General features: G+C 45.8%; 21 protein-coding genes and 1 riboswitch. Of the genes, 10 read left to right on the forward strand and 11 right to left on the reverse strand.

The window, feature by feature from the left end:
* Positions 1-38 precede the first annotated feature (38 nt).
* From JN178_RS00510 to JN178_RS00520, 3 genes are all read left to right on the forward strand, one after another.
* Positions 39-1787, forward strand: coding sequence for a tetratricopeptide repeat-containing diguanylate cyclase (locus JN178_RS00510; RefSeq protein ID WP_202263111.1), 1749 nt, complete (start codon positions 39-41; stop codon positions 1785-1787).
* Positions 1788-1886: 99 nt separating this feature from the next.
* Positions 1887-2582 carry a response regulator transcription factor gene (locus JN178_RS00515; RefSeq protein ID WP_202263112.1) on the forward strand — a complete coding sequence of 232 codons (696 nt, stop codon included), beginning with the start codon at positions 1887-1889 and terminating at the stop codon, positions 2580-2582.
* On the forward strand, positions 2575-3855 hold the full coding sequence (locus JN178_RS00520; protein WP_202263113.1) for a sensor histidine kinase: 1281 nt from the start codon (positions 2575-2577) through the stop codon (positions 3853-3855). The genes JN178_RS00515 and JN178_RS00520 overlap by 8 nt, the downstream gene beginning before the upstream one ends.
* On the opposite strand, the gene JN178_RS00525 is transcribed toward JN178_RS00520, so the two are convergent.
* Positions 3818-4498, reverse strand: a complete 681-nt coding sequence (locus tag JN178_RS00525; RefSeq protein WP_202263114.1) for a hypothetical protein — start codon at positions 4496-4498, stop codon at positions 3818-3820. The genes JN178_RS00520 and JN178_RS00525 overlap by 38 nt on opposite strands.
* Positions 4499-4583: 85 nt before the next feature.
* Between JN178_RS00525 and JN178_RS00530 the strand changes: the two genes are divergently transcribed.
* Complete coding sequence (locus JN178_RS00530; RefSeq protein WP_202263115.1) at positions 4584-5612, forward strand: S41 family peptidase; 1029 nt, start codon at positions 4584-4586, stop codon at positions 5610-5612.
* Positions 5613-5717: 105 nt separating this feature from the next.
* Here the strand turns inward: JN178_RS00530 and JN178_RS00535 are convergent, their stop codons facing one another.
* Positions 5718-6290 (reverse strand): outer membrane beta-barrel protein, encoded by a 573-nt coding sequence (locus JN178_RS00535; RefSeq protein WP_232369650.1) that lies wholly within the window; start codon positions 6288-6290, stop codon positions 5718-5720.
* A gap of 295 nt (positions 6291-6585) precedes the next feature.
* Between JN178_RS00535 and JN178_RS00540 the strand changes: the two genes are divergently transcribed.
* Together JN178_RS00540 and JN178_RS00545 are read left to right on the forward strand one after the other, a co-directional pair.
* Positions 6586-8679 (forward strand): TonB-dependent siderophore receptor, encoded by a 2094-nt coding sequence (locus JN178_RS00540; RefSeq protein WP_202263116.1) that lies wholly within the window; start codon positions 6586-6588, stop codon positions 8677-8679.
* Positions 8680-8909: 230 nt separating this feature from the next.
* Positions 8910-9815 (forward strand): hypothetical protein, encoded by a 906-nt coding sequence (locus JN178_RS00545; RefSeq protein ID WP_202263117.1) that lies wholly within the window; start codon positions 8910-8912, stop codon positions 9813-9815.
* 75 nt (positions 9816-9890) lie between these two features.
* Here JN178_RS00545 and JN178_RS00550 read toward each other — a convergent pair whose 3' ends face one another.
* Positions 9891-11111: an acyl-CoA dehydrogenase family protein gene (locus tag JN178_RS00550; RefSeq protein ID WP_202263118.1), complete on the reverse strand. Its 1221-nt coding sequence runs from the start codon at positions 11109-11111 to the stop codon at positions 9891-9893.
* A gap of 176 nt (positions 11112-11287) precedes the next feature.
* Here JN178_RS00550 and JN178_RS00555 point away from each other — a divergent pair, with 176 nt between their 5' ends.
* From JN178_RS00555 to JN178_RS00570, 4 genes are all read left to right on the forward strand, one after another.
* The gene (locus tag JN178_RS00555) at positions 11288-12211 is read left to right on the forward strand and encodes a LysR family transcriptional regulator (RefSeq protein ID WP_202263119.1); all 924 of its coding nucleotides are present in this window, start codon (positions 11288-11290) and stop codon (positions 12209-12211) included.
* A 40-nt stretch (positions 12212-12251) separates the two neighbouring features.
* Positions 12252-13013: an MBL fold metallo-hydrolase gene (locus tag JN178_RS00560; RefSeq protein WP_202263120.1), complete on the forward strand. Its 762-nt coding sequence runs from the start codon at positions 12252-12254 to the stop codon at positions 13011-13013.
* A 180-nt stretch (positions 13014-13193) separates the two neighbouring features.
* Positions 13194-14582: a YcjX family protein gene (locus JN178_RS00565; protein WP_202263121.1), complete on the forward strand. Its 1389-nt coding sequence runs from the start codon at positions 13194-13196 to the stop codon at positions 14580-14582.
* 91 nt (positions 14583-14673) lie between these two features.
* Positions 14674-15579, forward strand: a complete 906-nt coding sequence (locus JN178_RS00570; protein ID WP_202263122.1) for a YcjF family protein — start codon at positions 14674-14676, stop codon at positions 15577-15579.
* A 15-nt stretch (positions 15580-15594) separates the two neighbouring features.
* On the opposite strand, the gene JN178_RS00575 is transcribed toward JN178_RS00570, so the two are convergent.
* From JN178_RS00575 to thiC, 8 genes are all read right to left on the reverse strand, one after another.
* On the reverse strand, positions 15595-16821 hold the full coding sequence (locus tag JN178_RS00575) for a threonine/serine ThrE exporter family protein (RefSeq protein ID WP_202263123.1): 1227 nt from the start codon (positions 16819-16821) through the stop codon (positions 15595-15597).
* 241 nt (positions 16822-17062) lie between these two features.
* Positions 17063-18136: a hypothetical protein gene (locus tag JN178_RS00580; RefSeq protein ID WP_202263124.1), complete on the reverse strand. Its 1074-nt coding sequence runs from the start codon at positions 18134-18136 to the stop codon at positions 17063-17065.
* Positions 18137-18252: 116 nt separating this feature from the next.
* Positions 18253-19371: a 2-iminoacetate synthase ThiH gene (gene thiH / locus JN178_RS00585; protein WP_202263125.1), complete on the reverse strand. Its 1119-nt coding sequence runs from the start codon at positions 19369-19371 to the stop codon at positions 18253-18255.
* A 16-nt stretch (positions 19372-19387) separates the two neighbouring features.
* Entirely contained in the window at positions 19388-20161 is a 774-nt protein-coding gene (locus JN178_RS00590) for a thiazole synthase (protein ID WP_202263126.1), read from the reverse strand.
* Between the two features lie 4 nt (positions 20162-20165).
* A complete protein-coding gene (gene thiS / locus JN178_RS00595; RefSeq protein ID WP_202263127.1) occupies positions 20166-20375 on the reverse strand; it encodes a sulfur carrier protein ThiS in 210 nt (69 codons plus the stop codon).
* Positions 20372-21118 (reverse strand): HesA/MoeB/ThiF family protein, encoded by a 747-nt coding sequence (locus JN178_RS00600; protein WP_232369651.1) that lies wholly within the window; start codon positions 21116-21118, stop codon positions 20372-20374. The genes thiS and JN178_RS00600 overlap by 4 nt, the downstream gene beginning before the upstream one ends.
* Positions 21108-22652 (reverse strand): thiamine phosphate synthase, encoded by a 1545-nt coding sequence (thiE, locus tag JN178_RS00605; RefSeq protein WP_202263128.1) that lies wholly within the window; start codon positions 22650-22652, stop codon positions 21108-21110. The genes JN178_RS00600 and thiE overlap by 11 nt, the downstream gene beginning before the upstream one ends.
* Entirely contained in the window at positions 22649-24547 is a 1899-nt protein-coding gene (thiC, locus tag JN178_RS00610; RefSeq protein ID WP_232369652.1) for a phosphomethylpyrimidine synthase ThiC, read from the reverse strand. The genes thiE and thiC overlap by 4 nt, the downstream gene beginning before the upstream one ends.
* A gap of 206 nt (positions 24548-24753) precedes the next feature.
* Positions 24754-24865: riboswitch (TPP riboswitch) on the reverse strand.
* Position 24866 lies beyond the last annotated feature (1 nt).

Below are 24866 nucleotides of genomic sequence, written 5' to 3' on the forward strand. Positions count from 1 at the left end.
TAGCGAACAATTTAACGATTATACGACTTGTGATGCTAATGCTGTTGCTCGTGGCAACGGTTAAGGCAGTAGCAAACGAAGCGCGTATTACCACGTTAAAGGCACAGTTAACCGCCTTAGCTCCAAGCGATAAGGCGCAGTTACCATTATTGCTAGAACTCGCAGACTCCTACTTGTATCAAGACCCAGCGTTGTCAGAGCAATATGCTAAGCAGGCGTTGCCTTTTAGCGTTCAAGAAGAAGACGACTTAAGTCGGGCGAGAGCGTTTCGCCTTTTAGGTATGTCGAGTATATATCAAGGCAAAAACAACGAAGCCTTTACGTATTTAACGCAGGCGCTTAGCGCCGCAGAAGTAACGGATGACGCGCACTTGCTGTCTATTTGTCATCGTTCTATAGGCGTGTACTACGAGCTTGTAGTCGATTTTGATAATGCCGTTAAATACTACATTGAAGCCATTAAATACGCGCGCATAAGTGACAACGCTGCCGACCTTGCCATGGTGTATAACAACTTGGGGAACGTGCTGAATTCCCAAGGAGACTACGATGATGCGGCGGATTATTTTAAGCAAGCGGCAAGTATTCACCAAGGCCTTGGCAATACTGATATGGCAATGAATGCCACGGTCGGACTAGGCACAACCTTCTTAAACTCACAGCAATACGAGCAGGCGCTCAATATTTTTAAAGCTGTGCTAGAAAATGACGAATTTATTTACGATTTTACGTACAGCGAAGCCAGCGTGAATTTAGCGCACGTATACCAAGCATTAGGTAAACACGAACTTGCAGTAAAGATGTATCGCCATGTGATAGAAGATGAACGCGGTGGCTCTTATCCACAGGCGTTGGCATCGGCGTACCTTGGTTTAGCCAAGCTCTGCACCTCGCTTGAACGATTCGACGAAGCATTGGATTTATATCGTAGCGGCATCGTTAAGGTGAAAAACAAAACCTCGGTAGAAAGTGAAATTGCACTTTATGAAAGCTTAGCGCTGCTTGAGCTTAAACTGGGAAACTATGAAGATGCCGCGAACACGCAGGCTGAGTACATAGCGCGCAGAAATGCCATTCAGCCAGTAACGCAAGCCGGCATTATTAAAAAGCTAGAAACCCAGTTAAAGACCGAGCGAGAACTAATACAACTGCAAGAAGACTTGCTGCAACGCGAGCGAGAAGCCAAGCACTCAACTTTCTTCTTGTTTACGTCAATTGTCATATCACTCTTCTGCTTGGTACTGTTCTTAGCGCTCAGACTAAGGCAACAGAAGTTACTCAGGCTTGAGCAAACCAATGAGACTTTGCTGGTGGCTTCTGAAACTGATCCTCTTACTCAAGTGGGCAACCGACGTTTTCTCGATAGAAAGTTAGCTGTACTGCGCCAAACCTCAATGGAAATGGCGTTTTTACTATTGGATATTGACCACTTCAAAACCCTCAACGATAACTACGGTCACGATGTGGGCGACGACGTATTAGTGCGGCTGGCAATTATGTTAAAAGCGTTGTGCCGCAAAGACGATGTTCTAGCACGCATTGGAGGCGAAGAGTTTGTTATCTTGCTACCTAATACCGACCAATGCGCGGCAATGACAATTGCTGAGCGGATTAGACACAAATCAGAAGAAAGTGTGTTCAAAGCGAAGGCTCGTGTTACGGTGAGCATTGGCGTTGCGGTAGGTAATACGCAAAGCGCCTGTTATGACGAGCTTTACAAGCAAGCCGATATTGCGCTGTATCAAGCCAAAGCGGATGGTCGAAATAGCGTGCGTGCATTTTCGTAACGTGTAGCGCTAAGTGCCGATAATTCACTGTTTGTTCACTCTGCTTGGTACATAATCAAACCAGTTTGATTAATCGCGATAACGTAATGGGAGGAAGGGATGTCTGAGCAGTCATTATCAATATTGCTCATTGAAGATAATTTGGCGTTAGCAAAACAAGTTTGCCGTTTTCTTGAAGGACTTAACTGGCATATCGACTTTGCAGACAAAGGCAAGTTGGGCGTATCCCTTGCAACTGAAAACAGCTACGACGTGATTGTGCTAGATCTTAATTTACCCGACTGCGATGGACTTACGGTTTGCCAGCAAATAAAGGCTGCACAGCGGCGTATCACCCCCATTTTAATGCTTACTGCACGGGATGCTTTTGAAGATAAAGCCAAGGGGTTTATGTCTGGGACAGACGATTATTTGACAAAACCCTGCGACCTTCGTGAGTTGGCTTTCCGTTGCCAAGCGCTGGCTCGCCGACCTGCATTACACACCAATACGGTACTTGAAAAAGGCCCCTTACGACTTGATACCAAAGCGTACACAGCCACCTTCAACGACAATGTAATCAAACTTACTAAAGTTGGCTTTCAACTGCTTTACGAATTGACAAAAGCTTATCCCAATCCTGTGGCACGCAGTGATTTGATAAGCACGTTATACAATGACGAATTACCGGAGAGTAATCCACTGAAGTCCCACATTTACAATTTGCGCAAGGCACTTGCGCAATCAAGCTCAGCGTTGACTCTCGCTACTATAGGCAATATTGGTTATAAGCTAGAGGGGCTTGGCAATGCTTAAAGGCATTCGCGCCCAGCTATTTTTTGGCTTTGGTGCACTGGTGGTTGTCATTAACTTATTCTATTTCAGAATGACAAGCTTGTTTGTTGAGGTGACAGAAAGTTGGGTGTCGAACTATATCCTTGAACGAGAAAAAGAGCGCTTTAACGATCAAGCTATAGCGCCTGCATCATCAGCGGACTTTCTGAGTAATGACATTGTTTTATTAAGTGAGGCGACGCTTACGTCTATGGGTGAACTCAATCGAAGCCTTTTTGATAGCGCTTTATTTCAATTTGAGTTTCAGGGTGTAAGGGGCTTCGCGTACGCGATCTCAACAGATAGATACATAGCATTAAATACGCAAAACACGCTCGCACTGGCAAATTTCTCATCGGTGTTCGGTGTGTTTTTGTTTAGTGCTGCGGTTGGCGTTATTTTGCTTACAATACTGAGCACATGGTTTGTTGCAAGTAAGCTTTCAGCCCCTATTATCTCGTTAACCGAGAAGGTTGCGTCACAAGAAGTACAAAGCCCCTGCGATATTGATGAGTCTTCACGACAAGATGAAATTGGTGAGCTTGCTAGAACGTTTGAACAGACCTATCGCGCCTTGCAACAAGCGTGGCGACGAGAGCACGATTTTGCCAGTGACGTAAGCCATGAACTGAGAACCCCAATAGCCCTTATTCAAAATACATTGGTGCTAAACCAAGATGAAAAAGGCAATCAAACCCCTATGTCTGACGACGACAAACAATTACTTGTGATGTCAGCGCATACCCTGCAAAACACAGTTGAAGTATTGTTAGCGTTGGCGCGCAAAGAAAACCTTGTTTTCGAATCACAACCCCTGTTGCCGTTTATTGAGCGAACGTTGTTGTCGCTTTACGGCGCAAACCCAGATAATCAGTTTGAAGTTGATGTGGAAGTCAGTGCCAAGATTAGTGGCGTGGGAAATGGCCACCTCATCACATTATTGTTTCAAAACCTAATTAATAACGGCTTTTACCATGGCGGCAAAAGCGCAGCTAACGTCGCAATGCGCATATACTCAATCACGCCAAAAGTTTCGATGAGTGATCGCGTTGACGAAACAGAGCAAGATACCCTTGAGCACTTTTCTCAGGCAATCGTGTTTGAAAATGCTATCGACAACTCGCCGTCGTCCAATTATCAAGGTTTAGGGCATGGTCAGTATTTAGTGCACCGCATTGCGCAGGTAATGGAGTGGCGTGTTGACATTAAAAGCACTGCTAAGACGTACGCGGTAACGGTGTACCCAAAGTGTTAAGGCTATGGCGAGCCCTGTAAAAAAGTGCGCCTGCCCATACAAACCAGATAATGCTTGCTATGCCAAAGGCAGCGCCAATAGTAGATAGAGCGGGTATCAATGTTAGGCAGCCCAATAGACCAACAAATGCCCCAAATCGATGTAGTGATTGGGTTGGCAGGTTGTGCTTAATGCCGTGCAAGCTTAATGTGAGTAACCACAATCCGCCGACCCACTCAACACCGTCACCCAGTCCCATTTGTATACTATACAAAGCAAACCAGATTGACGTTTGCTGTTCGCTTGGTAGCGAAAGCAAATATTCAATTGAGAAGATAGCAATGCAACCACAGGCAATGGTGTAACACGCCCAAATAAAACCGAACATCATACTTAGGTAATAGGTTAAGGTTTGGTAGCGAGCAATTATTTTATTAATGCCATTTACCAATACGAGTAAGCTGGTACCAAATGCCACAAAAATAACTAAATACCAAGCTTGGAAAAAACGGCCGTTCGATAAAATAAATGCCAACCGTTGATGGGGATTAAGGTGAATACCGGGCTCGATATAGAAAATCATAATAAAGCCCACAATAAAGCAAGCCGCACAAAGAAACGCAGCAAATGATGGAGACGATGACTTACGGTATTGGTTATTCACTTATTGTTCACTTCGAACATGATATTGTAAGGTTTTCATATACTTCTGTTGGTTTTAACATGCCAACAGCTTTGAGGACTACGCAATGAAAATAGCCACTTACCTGTCAAGCCTATGGCTGCTCTTTATGGCAGGGCATGCTGTTGCTGATAATCACAACGCACTGCTAAACAACATCAAAAGCACAATTCAAGAATACTACGTGCTATCTGAAAACATTCCAGCGATTAACACAAGTTTAGACAACGTTACTTTGCAACAAACTATTTCTCAAGCAGCATCTAAAAAGCAAGTAGCAGAGTTACTCACTGAACACTTAGCGCAATTCGATAAACACTTTACCGTGCAGTATGTGCCATTATCCGAGCAACAAAATCAATCCCAGTCAGAGCAAGTGACAAAAAAAGAACCCTGGTTTCAGCGATTGGCGCGTAACAATGCGGGCTTTAGGGAGGTGGTTGTCAAAAAGGCCAACGTTGGCGTGCTAGAGTTTTGGGGCTTTGCTGAGCTTAATGCTCACACTAAGAAAAAGATTGCGAGCGCAATGGGTATGCTGAGTGACGTTGATGCGCTAATTATCGATTTACGCGAAAATGGCGGAGGCAGCGGTGAAACTGTTAGCTGGCTGACAAGTTATTTTGTAGAAGGAAAAGTGCATTTAAATTCGTTCTATACTCGCTACAGCGACGCACTAAACCCATTTTATACAGAGCCGACTATTACGAACGCGCAATTAGCATCAGTACCGCTATATATTCTTATTGGTCCTGATACGTTTTCAGCCGCAGAGGAATTTGCCTACAACTTAAAGCACTTAGGTAGAGCAACTATTGTAGGTATGCCGAGCAAAGGCGGCGCTAATCCATGGAGATGGTTTGCGTTAGAGGGGGATTTTCGAATAGGGGTGCCGACTACGCAGGCCATCAATCCTATCACTAAAAGCAATTGGGAAGGCCGTGGTGTTCAGCCAGATATTTTGATAAGTGAAGACAATGCTTTGGAAAAAGCCTATATCTTGGCCCTTGAATCACTTGCTTTGTCGGTGACTAACCGTTACCAAAAAGACGAAATTAATACACTGCTTATAGACAGTAACGCAATAACGAGGAAGTAGCGGGGCATAAATACCGCATTATTGGCCTACAAACTAAAAAGCCGCTTTCACTGAGTGAATGCGGCTTTGTTCTTATTATAACTCGTCGACGAAAGTGATTACGCTTTAGAAGTTATAACGTGCATTGATGCCAAAAGTGCTTAGGTCGTCAGACGTTTCATAGCTTAGACCTACAGCAAACATTGGGCTTAGGAAGTAGTCTGCGCCAACAAGTACAGACGTATCATCGTCTTCATCTAGGTCGATATATTTAACCGCACCACGTACTTCAATGTTGTCAGTAACCATTGAGCGCACACCCGCTGTTAAACCAAAACCATCTTCATCAGCAGATTGACCAGAGCCAGAAAGCTCTACATCTTCGTAGCTAACAATACCGAATAGGTCAGTTTTTTCAGACCATGCATAGCGATAGCCAAGGCCAATCGTTAGCATATCTAGGTCAACGTCGATGCCAAGAATGTCGTCTTCTTGCATTGAGTACTCAGCCGTTACAAATACGTCGTCTGTAACTAGCTTTGATCCTGAGAACGCGAAGCCATCTGGCTCGTAAGAAAAGTCAGACTCGTCAAAGTCAGTAATAACGTAACTACCTTGAACGAAATCCCACGCAGGTGCAGCGGCAAACGCGCCTGCAGATGCAACACTCAGTGCTACAGCGAGTGCAAGTTTTTTCATTGATATTTCCTTATTGTAAAAGCTATTGGTTGGGAGACCAATAATAGGCAACGCCAAGAATGTAAGAGGAAATGAGATAGAAATCATCAATTTTCATTAGCTTAGTGTTACAGAATGTAACGAGAGCAATAATCTGGGCTAGGCGACCATTAAAAATAACGTTAATCACGTGGTGATCGTACTTACTTTATAAACTGTTTTTAGTAAAGCTAATGATAATAATTATCATTTGTATAATTGTGCTGTATCGGTATAATCCTCAGCCACACAAAATCATTACAACGCTGAGAACACCATGAAACGACTTTCTTTATTTGCTTTATCGCCCTTAGCTCTGGCCTTTTCAGTGCATGCTCAAGACGTATCAAACGATACTCAAGCAGCACAAGATATTGATGTAGAGGAGATCCGCATTGTCGGTGTACGTCAAAATCGGGTAAGTCGCGGTGCAACAGGTTTGTCGATGGAAATTAGCGAAACGCCGCAATCAATTAGTATTTTGTCAGAAGATCTTATGCAGTCTTTTGGCGCATTTAACATTAACGACGCACTTAAACTTGCTCCGGGTATAAATGTTGAGGAGTGGGAGACTAATCGCACAAACTACACCGCTCGCGGCTTCGAGATAAAAAACACGCAAATTGACGGCGTCGGCTTGCCCAACGATTGGGGTATTGTAACGGGCGCTGTTGATGCCTACGGGTATGAAAAAATTGAAATCATTCGTGGTGCAAACGGCTTACTTACTGGCGTAGGTAATGCATCAGGTACAATTAACTACGTAAGAAAGCGTCCAACTAATGAAACTGGCGGAGAAGTGGGCGCTAGCTTTGGCTCGTTCGACTTTAAGCGCGCGCAGGCTGACTATTCAGTTCTACTCACTGAAGATGGCCGCTGGGCGGCACGCGTTGTGGGAAGTATAGAAGACAAAGAAGGCCACATCGACGGGCTGAAGAACGACCGTACATTTCTTTACGGTGTAGTTGATGGGCAGCTAACCGATAATGCCACGGTCACATTTGGGTTATCCCATCAAGATGCCAACACAGATGGCAATACGTGGGGCGGTTTAGTGTTTAACTATACTGATGGTACGCAAGCCGAGTGGGATGTAAGTGATACCACAACACAAGAATGGACGAAGTGGGATACCCAAACCACAAACGCCTTTGCCGAGCTTGATTACGTTTTCGACAATGACTGGCAACTACTACTTAGCTATAACTACCGCGGCTTTGAAGATCAAAGTAAGCTATTTTACGCCTATGGCGCCATTGATAAAGAGACTGGTCTAGGCTTAACGGGCTGGCCGGGGCGTTACGACTCTGAGCGTGATTCGCATTTGGTAGAAGGACGCTTATTTGGCGAGTATGCGTTATTTGGTCGTGAACACGAGTTTAATGTCGGCGTGAGCCATGCCACCAGTGATGATGTGTCGTTTGTACATGCCTTTGATTACGCGACAACACCTGCATTTGGCCCAACTCCAGCTTTTCCTTACGGTCTTGATGCCATTGCAGAGCCAGAATGGTTGGTGCAGTCAGAATATTCCAATATAGAACAAACGCTTACGCGTTACTTCGGCTCAACAAAGATAGCAGTAAACGACGCCCTATTTGTTATTGCCGGGTTTAACGCGATAGATTTTGAGCGCAGCGGGGAAAATGCGGGCGCTGTTATCGACAACGAAGAAAGAGAGATAAGTCCTTATGTTGGCGCCACTTACGCCGTTACTGACAGAGTAAATGCCTATGTGAGTTATTCTGATGTGTATCAACCACAAGAACAGTACGACATTAACGGTCAATACCTAGCGCCGACCAAAGGCAAAAACTTTGAAACGGGCTTTAAAGCACAATGGTTTGACGACAGGTTATTAACTACGTTTGCGTATTTTACTGCTAAGCAAAATAACCTAGCGGCTTATGCCGGCACTAACCCAGATACGCTAATGTATTACTACAAAGGTGTGTCGGTAGAGTCGACAGGTTTTGAATTTGAGGTGGCAGGGCAAATTACCGAGGCACTGCGCGCGAATGCGTCTTATACCAATATTGATGTTGAAGACGAACAGGGTAACGACGCCAACTTATGGGCGCCAAGAGATGTTGTTACTTTTCAGCTGGGTTATACCGTGCCTCAAGCGCCAGAAATTGAGCTAGGTGTAGGTGGTCGTTGGCAGTCTGAGATCAGCAATGTTGACTATAATGTAAAGCAAGGCGCCTATTTCTTAGGTAACGTGTATGCATCACAAGCATTTACTGACAACCTTACTGTCCGTATGAATATCAATAATATCTTTGATAAAAAGTACATCAATAGCTTACATACAATCGGTTTTTACGGTGCGGGAATTAATGCGCAGTTAAGTGCCGTTTATACCTTCTAACCAATAGTATTTAAGATACTTTGGTAATGGTAAGCTTATAAGTAAAGGGGCCTGTAATGGCTCCTTTTTGCTTTTAACTTGGCTAACAAGCTCGGCATATACACAATAGAGTTTACAAAAACTGTCATTATTGGTTCACAGTCTGACCAGTTGCGTTGTACGAAAAAGTAGCAATGCTAGGCGCCTTGCTATACAGTGCCGACGATTTTTTAGACGTGAGGGAGAGGTCTTTGTTGACAAGTGTTGCCATGCGCTACTGCGTCTTTTCATTGGGCGCAATACTCACTTTGTATCCATCGTTAACCTTGGCGACGTCTGCGTTATGGTTATCACAATGGCACGCGTCTGATAACAAGGTTCTCACTATGGATGAACAAACGCGTGATCTAATCCTTGATGGCATCCAAGATATTACCTTTACCCTTGAGCAAACTACATCGAAGCGCGCACTTATTCGTCTTCAAGAAAGTCGTAATGTGTGCGTAAGCGACCGCATCTACAACAAAGAGCGAGCACAATACAGTTTGGCGAGCACCCAGCCTCAGGTTGTTGTGCCAGGCATTAAGCTTTATGTACTCGACGCGTTTATTAAAAAATACAATATTGCACCTGTAGACCTAGCGCAGCTTACACTTTCAGATCTTTTAACGCGGTATCCTCACTTTCGATTAGGTACAGTCGCAGGGCGTTCCTACGGCAAGGCGATTGATGATGAGCTTGTAAAAGATGCGCATAAACTGCGTTTATGGCAACGAAGTGGTAGTGATATGGGGGAAGGCGTTATCGACATGTTAGGCTCTAAACGCATTGATGCGCTACTTGAGTATCCGCCAGTATTTGAAAAAGTACGCGAGAAAAACGCTATCGATACTGCTATTCACGCCGTTTCTTTAAAAGATATTCCCGAATATGGCGTTGGTTATGTGTTGTGTTCTAAAAGCGATGAAGGCGAAAAGGCAATAAAGGCTATTTCAAGGCAACTTCGAGAAGTTACAAAACAGCGTGCCTATTTAGACGTGCATTTGTCTGCTATGCCTGCATCGTTTAAACAAGAAATGCTGCGTTACTATAACGAAGTTTACGGCACAGACTTTACGCTCACCCCCAATGAATCAAGCACTGCTAATAACCATTAGCGCGCTCAAAGTGCTGAAAAGTAGATATGGAAAAAATAAAACGCGACATTCGTCGCGTTTTATCTGCTTGATTAACTATTGGTACTTCTTAAGTTCCAGTCTCGATACCATACCTTTATGTACTTCATCTGGACCATCAGCAAGACGAAGTGCTCGAGCGCCTGCGGCAAATCGCGCAAGTGGGAAGTCGCTACACATGCCTGCACCACCATGAATTTGTAGAGCCATATCTACTACACTTTGCAGCATATTGGGTACCACTACCTTGATAGCGGAAATCTCTGTCATAGCGTGTTTTACGCCCAAGTTGTCAATTTTCCACGCAGCGTGAAGAGTTAGTAAGCGCGCTTGTTCTATTGCCATTCGTGCATCGGCAACGCGTTCAAGGTTGCCACCCAAGCGAATAATAGGCTTACCAAAGGCAACGCGTTCATGACCGCGCTCAAGGGCAAGTTCTAGGGCTTTTTCAGCCATACCAATGGCGCGCATACAGTGATGAATACGCCCTGGCCCTAAGCGACCTTGTGCAATGGCAAACCCTTTGCCTAGGCCCATAATAAGGTTGTCTTTACTTACTCGTACGTTGTCAAAGTGCATTTCACCGTGACCGTAAGGGGCATCATAATCGCCATAGGCGTCAAGCATACGCTTAATGGTGATCCCTGGTGTATCAAGTGGCACAACGACCATACTATGACGGCTATGTTTATCGTTTTCAGGGTTAGATAGCCCCATAAAAATCGTAATTGCTGCGTTAGGGTGCCCTAAGCCCGTAGACCACCATTTCTTGCCATTAATCACAACATCGTCACCATCTTCAATAATGGTTGCGGCCATATTCGTTGCGTCTGACGATGCCACATCAGGTTCGGTCATACCAAATACAGAGCGAATCTCACCTGCCAATAAAGGCGTTAGCCATTTATCTTTTTGCGCGTCGTTACCAAAATGATAAAGCACTTCCATATTGCCTGTATCTGGGGCATTACAGTTAAATATTTCTGGCGCAAAAAGGTATTTACCCATGCGCTCCGCCATGGGCGCATACTCTAATGTTGTAAGCCCTTGCCCAAGCTTGGCGTCGGGCAAAAACAAGTTCGCTAACCCTGCTTCTCGCGCTTTCGCTTTTAGTGCTTCAGTGCCAGGGTGAAGTTTCCAGTTTTTCCAGTCGCCGTGGTTGTTTTCTTTGTGGTGAAAGTCGTATACCTCATTCTCAATAGGCTCAATATGCTCTGCGATGAAAGCGTCGAGTTTCTCAAGTAAGGCTTTGGTTTTATCGTTATGCGAAAAGTCCATAGGGCACCTAATCAAATTGGTTGCGTTTTGACCTATAGTAGTGAAAGTTACTGAGTGAATGAAATGAAATATAATCCTCTATTGTTGTGAATTTTGTTCATGGTGCTAGGCTGTTGGCATATCGCAAGATGCCAAGCAGATAATGCAAACAACTAAGTAGTGGACAGGGGCAAGAAATGAGTGAGCAGCGGCAGTTTGAAAAACTCGATCTCAATTTACTCAAGGTGTTCGAAGCCTTATGGCAGCACAAAAACATGACGCGAGTAGCCGAAGCGCTGCATATTACACCTTCTGCTGTTAGCCACGCTATGCGACGGTTTCGCGATATACTAGGCGACCCTTTATTTGTTAAAGAAAAGCAAAGTATGCTGCCAACCGCTGCTTGCGAGCGTCTTGCGCCGACCATCTTGCAAGCGCTTAGCAACATTCGAAAAGCATTGGGTGAGTTTTCAAACTTTAATCCAGCCCATAGCCATCAGCGTTTTGTGATTGCGATGCAAGAGTCACTTGAACTGGGTGTGCTACCTACGCTATTGGCAAGGTTAGAAAAAGAAGCGCCAAACGTTGAAGTAGTCAGCACTCGTCTTCACCGCGACACTATGCTCAGTGACTTAAGCAATCGCAGTTTGCACTTAGTGATTGATATCGGACGGGCTGTTGCCTCTCCCATCTCGCATTCTCTGTTACGCCGCGATACCTACAGAGTGTTGATGAATAAAAACAACCCTCTAGTGACCACACTGGATAAACGCCGATATCTTGCAGCGCGTCATATTACGGTGTCGAACCGTGCAAAGGGGGCCTCAGTTGAAGAAATTGCGCTACAACAATTGGGTGTGAGTAGACCCTCATTATGGCGCTGCCAAAACTACCGTGCTGCTGCTGATGTGGTTTCAAGTACTCACGCGCTGCTCACGCTTCCCGGCTCGGTAGTTGATGCAGTGGCTGACGACAACGTGATAAGTACAAAGCTACCTTACGGGCTTCCTGCACTTGAAACGCACTTATACTGGCATAGTCAGCATGAGGGGGAGCCCGGCTTAATGTGGTTGAAAGATTTAATGTTACATCTTTTCGCTGAATCTGGTCATGGTAAGTAATGTTTGATAGCATGCGCGCATTATTTGATTGAGTATATCTATGAAGATCCACACGTTACCTGGCTATATACAGCACATTTATCTTGTTGAAGAGGATAATAAACTACTGTTGCTAGATGGGTGTAGTCGTGCAGATGTGAATAAGGTATGTGCTTATATTACTCAAACCCTTGGGCGGCCGCTGAGTGACTTAGCGTTAGTGGTGGTCACGCACATGCACCCTGATCACGCCGGGGGCGCGATACGTCTTCGCGAGCGAACAGGGGCGCAAGTGGCCGCACATCCTAAAGCGCCTCACTGGTATAGTGGGGTTACCGGGCGTGTGGCCCATAGTATCGATTTGTTGCTTACCTTGTGGGTGGCAAGCCGCATTGGAAAACCCAAAATGCCAGTGTGGTATAACCCTGTTCTAACGCCAGATCTATTATTACAAGACGGACAGCGGCTACCTGGTTTCGCTAATTGGCAGATAATGTACACACCAGGTCACACTGACCATGATTTATCTGTTGTTCACGTACCAAGCCAGCAGGCTTATATTGCTGACGTGTTAGTGAAAGTAAAAGGCGAATTAGTACCGCCATATCCTCTTTGCCATCCTAATCAATACAGAGACAGCTTAACCAAGCTAGCTCAGTCACAAATTGATACATTCTTTTGTGCGCACGTTGAGCCAACAAAGAAAGACGATATCGACTTTGAACACGTTATAGAAAATGCACCGCGAAAGCCCAAGAATCACTGGCATTCCAGCAAAAACCGCATCAAGAAAAAGTTGTTTGGCCTTACTCGAGAACACTAAAACAAACTTGCCGTAAACGCATTACCGAAGGGTTTTACGTGGCATTACCCTTGCTTTTACCCGCTTTACAACCACATTTAAACTATGCACAGTGTCACGTAGGGGCAACTGCGAAATACGCAGCAGGTGCCGCTCAGTAGAGGGCACAGCAAGGTAATTAAAAGGAGTAATGCGGGCTGTATGCAAAAAAATATCGCTACGCTGTTTGATAAAACACGGGCTGTGGCGTCGTTAACTGGCGACAAACTGGCTGATGTGTTTAGCAAAGAAACGCACCGATTTACCATTACAGGGCTTAGTCGCAGTGGCAAGTCTATGCTGTTTACCAGTCTTATCACTATGCTGAAAAGTCGAAGTGAAGAGGGCTATGCCTGCTTGCCATTACTGCGTTATCTCCCGCCTTCACAAGTGTTAGACATGCAAATAGCGCCCATCGAGGGCTATAAACCCTTTCCTCATCTAGACAACATAGAAGCACTAGAGCAAGGTATTTGGCCTGATGCTACCGAAGAAGCTTATGGTTTTAAGTTAATTGTTCGGCTTAAGCAAACCGCGTCGCTTAAGCGCCACGTATTGCCACACACCGACGTGGTGTTTGAATTTATTGATTATCCCGGAGAGTGGATAACCGACATTCCTATGTTAAGTAAAACCTACGCACAGTGGTCAGACTCGGCGTGGGCTCAACTTAGCAGTGGTCCTCAACAATATTACGCGAATGCGTGGAAGGCCGTTGTTAATCAGTTCGATTTTGAGCAAGCACCTACCCCTGAGCGCATAACACAACTACTTGATGCCTATCGAAGTTATTTGGTAGAGGCAAAAGCCAATGGCATATCGCTGTTGCAACCGGGAAGTTTTTTGCTGGAGTCCAGTGACTTTAATTGGCGTGAATTTGGTTTTACGCCACTGCCTTCAAGTATAACGAGCGACGTGTCACACCCTTGGTTTATTGCGTTTAACAAGCACTTTTCAACATTTCAAACGAAATGGCTCACGCCATTGAAGCAGTCCATTTTCAAAGAAACTGACAAACAAATCATTCTTATCGATTTGTTTGAAGGGCTAAATCACAGTAGACAGCACCTATATCAGCTCAAAGAAACGCTAAGTCATTTAGCCGATACCTTCGTCTATGGGCAAAGCGGGTGGTTCTCGCGCACTATTTTGAAAAAAGAACAAATTGGCCGAGTCGCATTTGTTGCCACTAAAGCTGATCTTATTCCTCATAGTCAACGAGATAATCTGTTGAGTTTACTCACTCAGATAACAGAAGGGGCACGGGCTCGATTTACCGATAAGCCTATTCAATTTGAACACTTTTTGGTATCAGCTATGCAGGTTACTGACGAAGGGGGAAGCGATAACGCTATACGCTACAAAAATAGCGAAGGGCAGTATGTAGAATCCACATTTGAGCCGGTGCCACGTAAATTGAAAGAGATGGAAGAGGGCAGTCATTTTCCCGTGCCACACGTAACCGTGCCTTCCGACTTTAAGGCGCGCATTCTGGCAGGAAAAGGCATAGACAGATTACTGCAATTTCTACTCGGGAAAGAAGAGATTTAGAGCGTGTTGGGCTTAAACACAAAAGCGCCAAGCGTAAACAGGCCGACGTGCTGCTAGGCAATAACGCACACGCGCTTATGAAGGTATTAGCATGAACGAAAAACCACAATATAAAACGAAAGTAACTACACAGACTTTAGATATTGCTCAGCCCGAGACAAAACTGCCGCAGCAGGTGGCACAAGATGTATGGGAAGTAGACGCTAAAGAAAAAGGCGTGTCGTTGGGTACGGCAACATTGGGCTTTGGTGTAGTGTCATTGTTAGGCTTTTTTGTTTTTGAAGCCTACACCACATTAATGGCAAATATGGCCGAGCACCCCATCGGGGCAAGTGTATTAGGCGTTATGTTAGCGGGCTTTGTCAGTTGCTTTAGTTTTTTAAGTTTTCGAGAGTGGCGAGGCTATAAGCAAGTGAATACCGCAATGGATGATGCGGGTGCTATTCGCGAGTTGCTTGCGAGCAAAGGCAGTGAAACCTCGCCGCAGAAAGTGCAAAGTGTGTTACTACATCATGGTAAGCGATTTAGTAAAGGGTCTTACGCTGCACACTGCTTTGAGCGCTATCAGCAGCAATTGCAAAGCGACATGACATCGGCCGAGTATTTAGGGTTATATGAAGATACCGTACTAATACAAGTGCAAGCCAAAGCGCACAAAGTATTAAACAAGGAATCTGTGACCGCGGGGAGCCTGGCATTTATTAGCCCCAATAATCTCATTCAAACGTTCGCGGTAATTTGGATAAGCTTTAGAACCATTCGGCGTTTGGCAAGAGTTTACGGGCTTCGCCCCAGTACAGTGGGCAACTGGAAGTTACTTAAAGTGCTTGCTCAAAACATTGCAGCACAAGGCGTGTTTGACTTAGCCACAGATGAAGTGGCCAATCAAATTGGTGGCAGTTTGTCGGCTAAATTTATGGAAAATTCAGCCGAAGCCATTGCCGCAGGCGCGCTAAACGCAAGGCTAGGACGAGCGCTTATAAAACTGCTTAAGTAGCCAATCTACCAGCAGTTAAAGCGCTTTTTTAGTTGGCATAACAACGTTGGCAAAAATAAGTCCAGCCACTAATGACATGAAGATCAAAAACACTTCTTGGCCAAGGTGATCGGCTTTAACAAAGTCTTGCCCTGTCATAAATGAGTTCAAACCAATGTATGTCTTAGAGCCAGGTACCAACACAATTAATCCGTGCATAGCCACAATAGTGGCCGGTTGATTGGCAATTCGGGTAAACGCATTAGCAAAGATACCCAAGGCAAAAGCACCCACGAAAGCCCCTAATCCCGGGCTCATATAATCTGAACTGAATGCGGTAGCACTGTACGCGATAAATGCTGCGGCAAGCGCCCACGGAATATGTTTCAAGCGTGTTCGGAATATCGCAACAAGTGCAAAACACAATAAAAATACCGCCAACCACGTCGCCCAGTAAGGCAGTGATTCTGCAGGCGTATAAATGTTTTCGCCAAATGCACTAAACCCAACTGATACACCAAGAAACGCACCAAAATACAACTTAAATAGTTGCATGATGGCATCCATGGTACGGGCTGTACCTGATACCATATTGCGCGACGACAATTCGGCAAGCCCCATGGTGAGTGCAAGACCAGGTACAAATACAATGACTGACGACAGTACCACTAACGGAATGTTAATACCTGGGTCAATATAGCTGCCCACAGCACAGGCTAAAATGCCGCCAACAAAGGCCGTAACGGGTTCAAGCATAAGGTTAACCCGCTTCGACTTTTGTGCCCAAAGTGTCCAAAGGTAAGCCACAATACCTAGCGCGCCAGACCAGCCAATTTCGCTCCAGCTTGCTCCCATTAGCATGGCGAACGCACCTGTCGCCATGGCAAACGCAACACCCGTTACGAATTTGCCATAGGGGCTGCCCATTGCGTCAATTTCATTTAAGCGTTTATCAGCTTCGCTAAGTGATAATTTTCCCGCCAATAATTCACTGGCCAGTTCATCGGTTAACGACAGCGCGTTCATATCAAGGTCGCCAGGTAGAAGGCGCGCGGCGTGATTATATTCGTCTTCGTGGCGATCGCTCCAAATCACAAACGTGAGCGACGTCGGTGTAGAAATAAACGAAGCGTGTACGCCCAAGTACTTTGCTACCTCGCCTAAATAGGCTTCTAAACGAAACGCAGGCGTACCGTACTTGTGCAGCATTTTTCCAAGCTTCACGATAAATCTACGAATTTGAATAAATTCAACGGTATCCAACGCACTGTCCTTCAAACATAAAACGGCTATGACAACCCTAATATGGGTTAAATATAATAAAAAAGCCAGACGAACACACTGGTATGTCTGGCTAAAATTTGCGCGGATTGTACGGAGGGTTTGCGCGGAAATCAAAACATATTTTTTCTTATTTTGCGTAAGAAAAACTAATGCTTTTTCAGATGGTGTTATTTCCGCGCTAAAGGTGTAGTTGTATGTTTTTAAAACCTTTTATTTGTTGCTAAGGACACGCCCCTTGCATAGTAAATGTAGGTTCGCCTTGAGGGTTATAAAAACGCCACGTACAGATTTCACTTTCATCACCACCGCCATTACTTGGTTGAGGAATAAAGTTAAAGCCTCTACCGTAATCTGTTAAGCCGCTATCTCCAAAATCACCGCCCGAAGCACTTGATTGTACGCTCGCTTCCCAATACTTATTGAGGTGTTCGAGCATGCACGGGTTAGTATTCGTTAAGGCACCTGCACTTAGGGCGCTAATCGCAATACCATCTATTCTAGAGGCATTTTCGTTAACCGAGATACCGAGAACATGGTTTTGCAAATAAACGTTGTATGCAATGCGGTTTAACGTCGTACTTGTCTTAGCATCCGAAAAGTCTGCCACCATTAATCTATGTTTGTTTATTACCTCCCTTGTGCCCTCAATATTGATGTTATCGGTGCTAACCGAAAAGTGGCTGCCGGTGAAATGACTGTTCGAAAACCGCGCTCCCTGATCAGGGTATTTATGCAGGTAGGTGTCTTGGACAAGCTCTAATAATTTGCTGTTTGTGCGTGGGGAGAATGCGGCTCCTATTGCAGAGGCAATGGGCAAATTGTTACCGCAGTTTCTTGAAGGCGCTGACTGTACTGTTTCTAACACGCTTGATGGGGTTGTAAGCTTATGGTTGACCGACTGAATTACCTCGTCTAGCTGTGCGTAGGTTTTGACAATCTCTTTCATTACCTTTTGGGTTTTGTTGTTCACAGTGAAAGGTTGTGCGCTTAAGCGTATATCGTCTAGGCCGGCGTAAAATACGTGAAAGCCCCAGATTTTTTCTGTTGATGCGTTGGCAACTAATATTGGATTGGACTTAGCGGCACAGGCTTGCGCGTGGTCGGCCTTAGAAGGGGGCTTTCCCCTACACGCATGCTTGACGTTGAACTCACCAAGAAGTGTAAATGCTTTTGCTTCGGTCTCGTCACAGTTGTTGCAAATTATGGCTTGATAATTTTGCGCAGAGGCGCCTTGGGTGATGAGTAGTGCAACCAAAAACACCACGCTGCCTACTACTGAAATCCATTTTTCCATAGGTATATTCATCCGTATTTGAATAAAAACGCTATTTGTCCTTTCTAAATAGCGTTACTACTGTTTCAAACTGAGTCTTTGCTGTCAATTTATATGTGTTCGAATGTTTGTCTTCACTAACCAAAGGGCATCCAGTCTTTCCATACAGGCTCTAAACCATTTACGGCGAGAGCTTTGACTACCTTATCGACAGGTCTATTATCGTCTATATCAAATTGATTTAGTGCTGTGGTTGGTGTGCTGTAGCCACCCGGTTGCGTTTGCGATGCCGCGCTCATCGACGTAATTCCCAAGGGGGCAGCGCCATCTCTAAAAGCTGCCGACTCGCGGGTTGATAAAGAAAGTTCTGCATGCGGGTTAAACAACCTGTGTGCACATATTAATTGAAGTAATTGCTTTTCATCTGGCAAGTGTCGAGAGTGCTGTGCACCATCTCGGTTTCCTTCGCATGCGCGCAATCGGGGAAACGAAATAGAGACTCGACTTTGCCAATAATGTTTTTGAATTAGTCGGCCATGCAAGGCGGTCATTACGCTGTCTACACGCCAGTCGCCAAGGCCGAGTAGGGCACCTATACCAATTTTGTCTATACCCGCTTGGCCAATGCGATCACTGGCTTCTAGTCGCCACAAAAAATCCTGCTTTTTACCTCGCGTGTGTACTTTGGCGTAATGCTGGGGGGAATAGGTCTCCTGGTAAACCAACACCGCGTCTAACCCTTTTTCTTTTAATGTTTTGTAGTGATTTAGCGTAAGCGGCTGAACCTCCATCATTAGATAACTTACTTTGTCGCGAATAGCGTCAATGGTGCGCTCGAAATATTCCATGCCTACTTTGGTTTCGTGTTCACCCGTGACAAGCAGTAATTGCGAAAACCCCATTGCGTTAATTGCAGCAACCTCGGATAGCGTATCGCTAATTGACAATATGGTGCGCTTAATTTTGTTGCTCATGGTGAACCCGCAATAGGTGCATTCATTGGCACATAGGTTCGAGAGGTATAACGGCACAAATAACTGCATTGTGTTACCAAAGCGATGGCGGGTAAGGTGGTAAGCACGGCTTGCCATAGCCTCTAAATAGTTTGCGCCAGCAGGTGAGATGAGCGCCATAAAGTCATCAAGCTCGAGTTTCTCTTTGCTAAGGGCGTGTTCCACATCATTGCGCGTTTTACTGTGAAGCGTTAGGGCAATATGAGACAAATCTTGTTGTAGCAAAGCGTCGGCTACTTTCATACTGTGCACTCCCACATTACGTTAGCGCGCGGTCTAAAAAAGCCGTTAGCGGGCTAGATGCTTGCGCTGTACGGTGTGTTGTACCAAGCCCGGCTTCAAACGCTTGCCGGCCGGTTTCTACCGCACTGGCAAAGGCATTGGCCATGGCAACGGGATTGCGCGCTGTGGCAATGGCAGTATTGACCAACACGGCATCTACACCCATTTCCATGGCCGCCATGGCATCGCTGGGTTTTCCTATGCCTGCGTCTACAATGACAGGCACTGTCGCCTGCTCAACAATAATGTTTAAGAAGGGTTTAGTTTGAAGGCCTTGGTTACTACCAATTGGCGCAGCTAATGGCATAACGGCAGCGCAGCCGACTTCCTCTAATCGTTTACAAAGTACGGGGTCGGCGCCGCAATAGGGCAAAACATGAAAACCTTTTTTAACCAATACTTCAGCGGCTTTAAGGGTTTCAATGGGGTCGGGAAGCAAATACCGTTGGTCAGGATGTATTTCTAACTTTATCCACTGACTGCCAATTGCTTCATAGGCGAGTTCTGCAGCAAATATCGCTTCTTGTGCAGTTTTAGCCCCAGAGGTATTTGGCAATAGGGTGACTCCAAGATTGCGTAAAACACTCAGTGTCATGTCTGTACATGTATTGCTGGCTACGCGTTTCATCGCCAGTGTCACAATAGCGCTTTGCGAGGCACTAAGGGCATCTTGCATTGTATCGGGATCACTGAATTTTCCTGTACCAGTAAGCAATCGAGAGGAAAAAGAATGGTTGGCAAGCGTTAACATGATCTCAGCCTCCGGCTACAAGTGTGAATATATCGATGGTGTCACCACAATTTAAGTGGGTTGTTGACCACTCTCGTTTACTGACAATGGTGCTGTTTACCGCAACGGCTGTACCTACGCTGTCGAGTGATTTCAATGCGATAAGCTCGCTTAAAGATATAGGCGCAATAACATTCATGGCCTGACTATTAACGCTGATATGTATTTGAGTCACTGGCAAACCTCGCAATGTGATGAAGGTAAAAGCGAAAACGACTGCATGCTGCCTTGTGCAACATGACAGTTGAGGTAGCGTCCCCATTGGATATCCGCACCGTAGCGTTTAGACAGAAAAAGTAACGCTTGCGCAGCTTGATGGCAGGCGGCCATACCTACCGCAGGTCCAAGCACTCCTTGGCTGATGCAATCCTCTTGAAGAGTAATATGCTCGACTAAGCAGGCATAACAGCCTGTGTTTTTAACCTGTGATGAGATGTTTATTGCTTGCCACGTTACACCGCTAGCACTTGCCGTAAATAACGGGATTGAAGACGCTATACAGGCATGGTTTATTTGCTGGCGCGTGGCAACTGAGTCGGTGCAATCAAGTACGCAAGTCGCATTGCTTAGTAAGGTTGGTAAGTTGTTACTATCAACAAATAAGCTTTTATAATTGCAGGTTGTGTGTGGGTTAACTTTTTTGAGTTCATTGCAAAGCGCTTTGGCTTTAAGCTCGCCCAAGTGCATTTCGTTGTAGGCAATTTGTCGTTGTAGGTTGCTCATGTCGACAACATCACCATCAATTAATGTAATTTTACCTACACCAGCGCCTACCAAGTAGCGTGAGGCAAGCGTACCTAATCCACCAAGACCAATGACCACCACGTGAGACTGCATAATGTTTTGCTGCCCCTGCTCTTCAATTTCGCTAAGCCCGAGTTGTCTGCTGTAGCGCTTTATGTCCTGTTTAGTAAGCAAAGCCTGCCTCCCGCGCCAATGCGTGAAATGCGTCTTTAGGATTGTCGGCTTGTGTAATTGCCGTGACGACAGCAATGCCGTTTACGTGAGTTTGAGCAACAGCGTTAATGCGGGCGCGTGTAATACCCCCTATTGCCACGGTTGGAATGTCTTCGCAAAGTGAAACGTAATTCGCAAGTCGAGATACGCCCTGAGGGCTTGAGGGCATATCCTTCGTGGTGGTAGGAAATATATGACCTAATGCAATGTAAGAGGGTTTTAAGCGTTTGATGCGTTGAATTTCTTCATAGCCATGGGTAGAAATACCTAAGCGCAACCCTGCTTGTTGAATGGCATGCAGATTGGCATTTTCTAAATCTTCTTGGCCCAAATGTACGCCATAAGCGCCCAACGCAATGGCCCATTCCCAATGGTCGTTGATGAACAGCTGACATGACGTATTACTCGTCATATCAATGGCTTGTTTGATTTGGTCGCGAATGGCATCCGGCGGGCCGTGCTTTACTCGCAGCTGTATTATTTTAACACCTGTAGGCAGTAGCTCTTTTAGCCATTCGACACTATCAACCACAGGGTAAATACCCATTTCGCGTTCTATAAGTGGCGCAAAGGGTAAAAGGGAAGACGACTTACTAATCTGTGAAAGCGCACTGGCCGTGTGATTAGTATCAGCGTACACATCGGGAAAAGCACTTGGACATTGAGGAAACCCGATAGTGCGCGCGTTGAAGGTAAGTCCAGGAATTTGTGCACAATACTGACGTACATGATTTACGTACGCAATAGCGAGGGTGAGTGCATCAAGCAAATCATAATGGCGCACAACAAACCCACACAGTGCACTGGCAAGCATGCACCCTGTACCGCGCAACTCGCCATTGCTATTGCGCTTGAGCGCAAATGTTCGCGTGTAATTGGTAGTGACAAATATATCGAACACCTGAGTGCTATTTAAAGTAGCACCTAATGGCTCGGTTAGGTGCCCACCTTTTACAAGAACTGCATGAGCGCCGAAAGTGATGAGCTGCTTAGCGCACGTCAGGGCATCTTCCACACAGGTAATGTCGTCAGTATGTTGTGCAAGCAGGCCAAGCTCTTGAGTATTAGGGGTAACGACATCGACAGTTTGCAGCAACTGCATTATTGCATGGGTACTTAGCTCACTTAATTGACCGCCCGACGAACTGCTAAATACCGGATCCCAAACGACAAAAGGGCGTGCTGCGCCAAGGGCTTGTATACGAGTACACAATAGTTGTGCTTGCTCGTCATTGGCAATAGCCCCAATTTTTATTGCACTGGGCAAGGCATCCTGTGCCAACACTTGCCACTGTGCATTCAAAGCAGATACTTTTGTTAGATCGCGACTTAGCATCACTGTATTTGACTGTACGGTAAGCTGAGTTGTCAGTAAGCAGGCGTGTACATCAAGGTCTGCCAGTGTAATAGCGTCGCGAGAGATGCCCGCACCGCCACTAGAATCAATCCCACCAACACACCACACAACCCGCTTTTTCATTACCGACTGTGTCATGGCAAGTTCACCTTAGTATCTGCCGCATGGTAAAGCGCTGCGCCCGATTGATTAAACGCCTTAGCCATATCCTGCATACCTTGCTGTTTCTCCTCAGCTTGTTTTGCTACATCACGCACTTCTTGCGAAATTTTCATGCTGCAAAACTTGGGGCCGCACATTGAGCAAAAATGCGCAACTTTGCCAGATGCCTGAGGAAGCGTTTCATCGTGATAAGCGCGGGCAGTGTGGGGGTCCAGAGACAAGTTAAATTGGTCTTCCCAGCGAAACTCGAAGCGCGCTTTTGACATGGCGTTGTCCCGTATTTGCGCGCCAGGATGGCCTTTTGCTAAGTCTGCTGCGTGAGCCGCAATTTTGTAGGTAATTAAGCCTTGCTTGACGTCTTCTTTGTTTGGCAACCCCAAGTGCTCTTTTGGCGTGACGTAGCACAGCATGGCGCAGCCATACCATCCAATCATGGCAGCACCAATGCCTGACGTGAAATGATCGTAACCCGGCGCGATGTCTGTGGTAAGTGGGCCAAGGGTATAAAACGGTGCCTCGTGGCAGTGCGTTAACTGCTCTTCCATGTTCGCTTTAATCATGTGCATTGGCACATGCCCTGGGCCTTCAATCATTACTTGAACATCGTATTCCCATGCAATTTTGGTTAGCTCGCCTAACGTGCGCAGTTCTGAAAACTGTGCATCATCGTTTGCATCCGCCACGCTGCCAGGGCGAAGGCCATCGCCAAGAGATAGCGACACGTCGTACTGCGCACAAATCTCACAAATTTCGCGAAAATGTTCATACAAAAAGCTTTGTTTGTGATGGCTCAAGCACCACTTAGCCATAATAGAACCGCCACGCGACACAATGCCCGTTACGCGTTTGGCGGTAAGGTGCACATACTCAAGCAGAACGCCCGCGTGAATAGTAAAGTAGTCTACGCCCTGCTCTGACTGTTCAATAAGTGTGTCTTTAAACATTTCCCAAGTTAAGTCTTCTGCTACGCCATTCACTTTCTCTAGCGCTTGATAGATAGGGACTGTGCCAAGTGGCACGGGGCTGTTACGCAATAGCCATTCACGGGTTTCGTGAATGTTACGGCCGGTAGACAAATCCATAATGGTGTCTGCACCCCAGCGGGTTGACCACACCAGCTTTTCCACTTCTTCTTCAATCGATGAGGTCACCGCGGAGTTGCCAATGTTGGCGTTAATTTTCACCAAAAAATTGCGCCCGATGATCATTGGCTCAAGTTCAGGGTGATTAATGTTGCATGGAATAATGGCACGGCCCGCGGCGACTTCATCTCGCACAAATTCAGGGGTAATAGTCTCTGGTAAGTTGGCGCCAAAGTGTTCGCCTTTGTGCTGTTGCGTTAGCTCTGCTTCTTTAATGGCCTGTCGGCTCATATTCTCTCGAATGGCAATGTATTCCATTTCGGGGGTCACAATACCTTGGCGAGCATAATGCAACTGCGTAACATTCTTGCCTTGCTTGGCTTTCAGTGGTTTACGCTCACGAATAAAGCGGAAATCTTCGGTGAAGATGTCATTTTCTCGTTCTTTAGCGAATGATGATGACACGCCATCCAGTGCAAATGTGTCGTCTCGCTCTGCAATCCATGCTTGGCGAAGTGGTGACAAGCCCTTGTGAACATCAATGGTTTGCGCTGGGTCGCCATACGGCCCGGATGTGTCATAAACAGGAATGGCTGGGTTAGGTTCAAAGAGTGGGTTTTCTTCTGTGCCACCTACCAAACTGTCGTGCTGGTGGATAAGGCGCATAGCCACTTTAATATCATCGCGGCTGCCGGTTTCGTAGTGGCGTGTGGAGTTAGGGTACGCTTCGCCCGCTAGTTCATTGATAAATTGCTGCGCTTGTTGGCGCTGTTCGCGTCGTGTCGACATAGCATTTTGGCCTTAAAGGTTTAGGTTTAAAAATGCTTGTCAGGAGTGAAGGAGAATATAACGCAGGATTGAAGCAAGAAGGTTGTCGCAGTACGTGGCTTTTTGCGCTATGCAACACCAAGGCATCAAGATGCTAAGACATCCAATCCACAGTGACAACGCGTGCTATTACAAAACCACAACAGCACAACAACATTTCTACTTCAGCATTATATTTTCTTGTTCCCTTCGCAGGTATTAGCCTGATCAGGTTCAACGGATCCCGCTTTCGCGGTCTCAGCTTACTGGATATCCAGTGAAGCACTCCGACAAGTAACTT

It is taken from the genome of Alteromonas sp. KC3 (genome assembly GCF_016756315.1).
Lineage (GTDB): Bacteria > Pseudomonadota > Gammaproteobacteria > Enterobacterales > Alteromonadaceae > Alteromonas.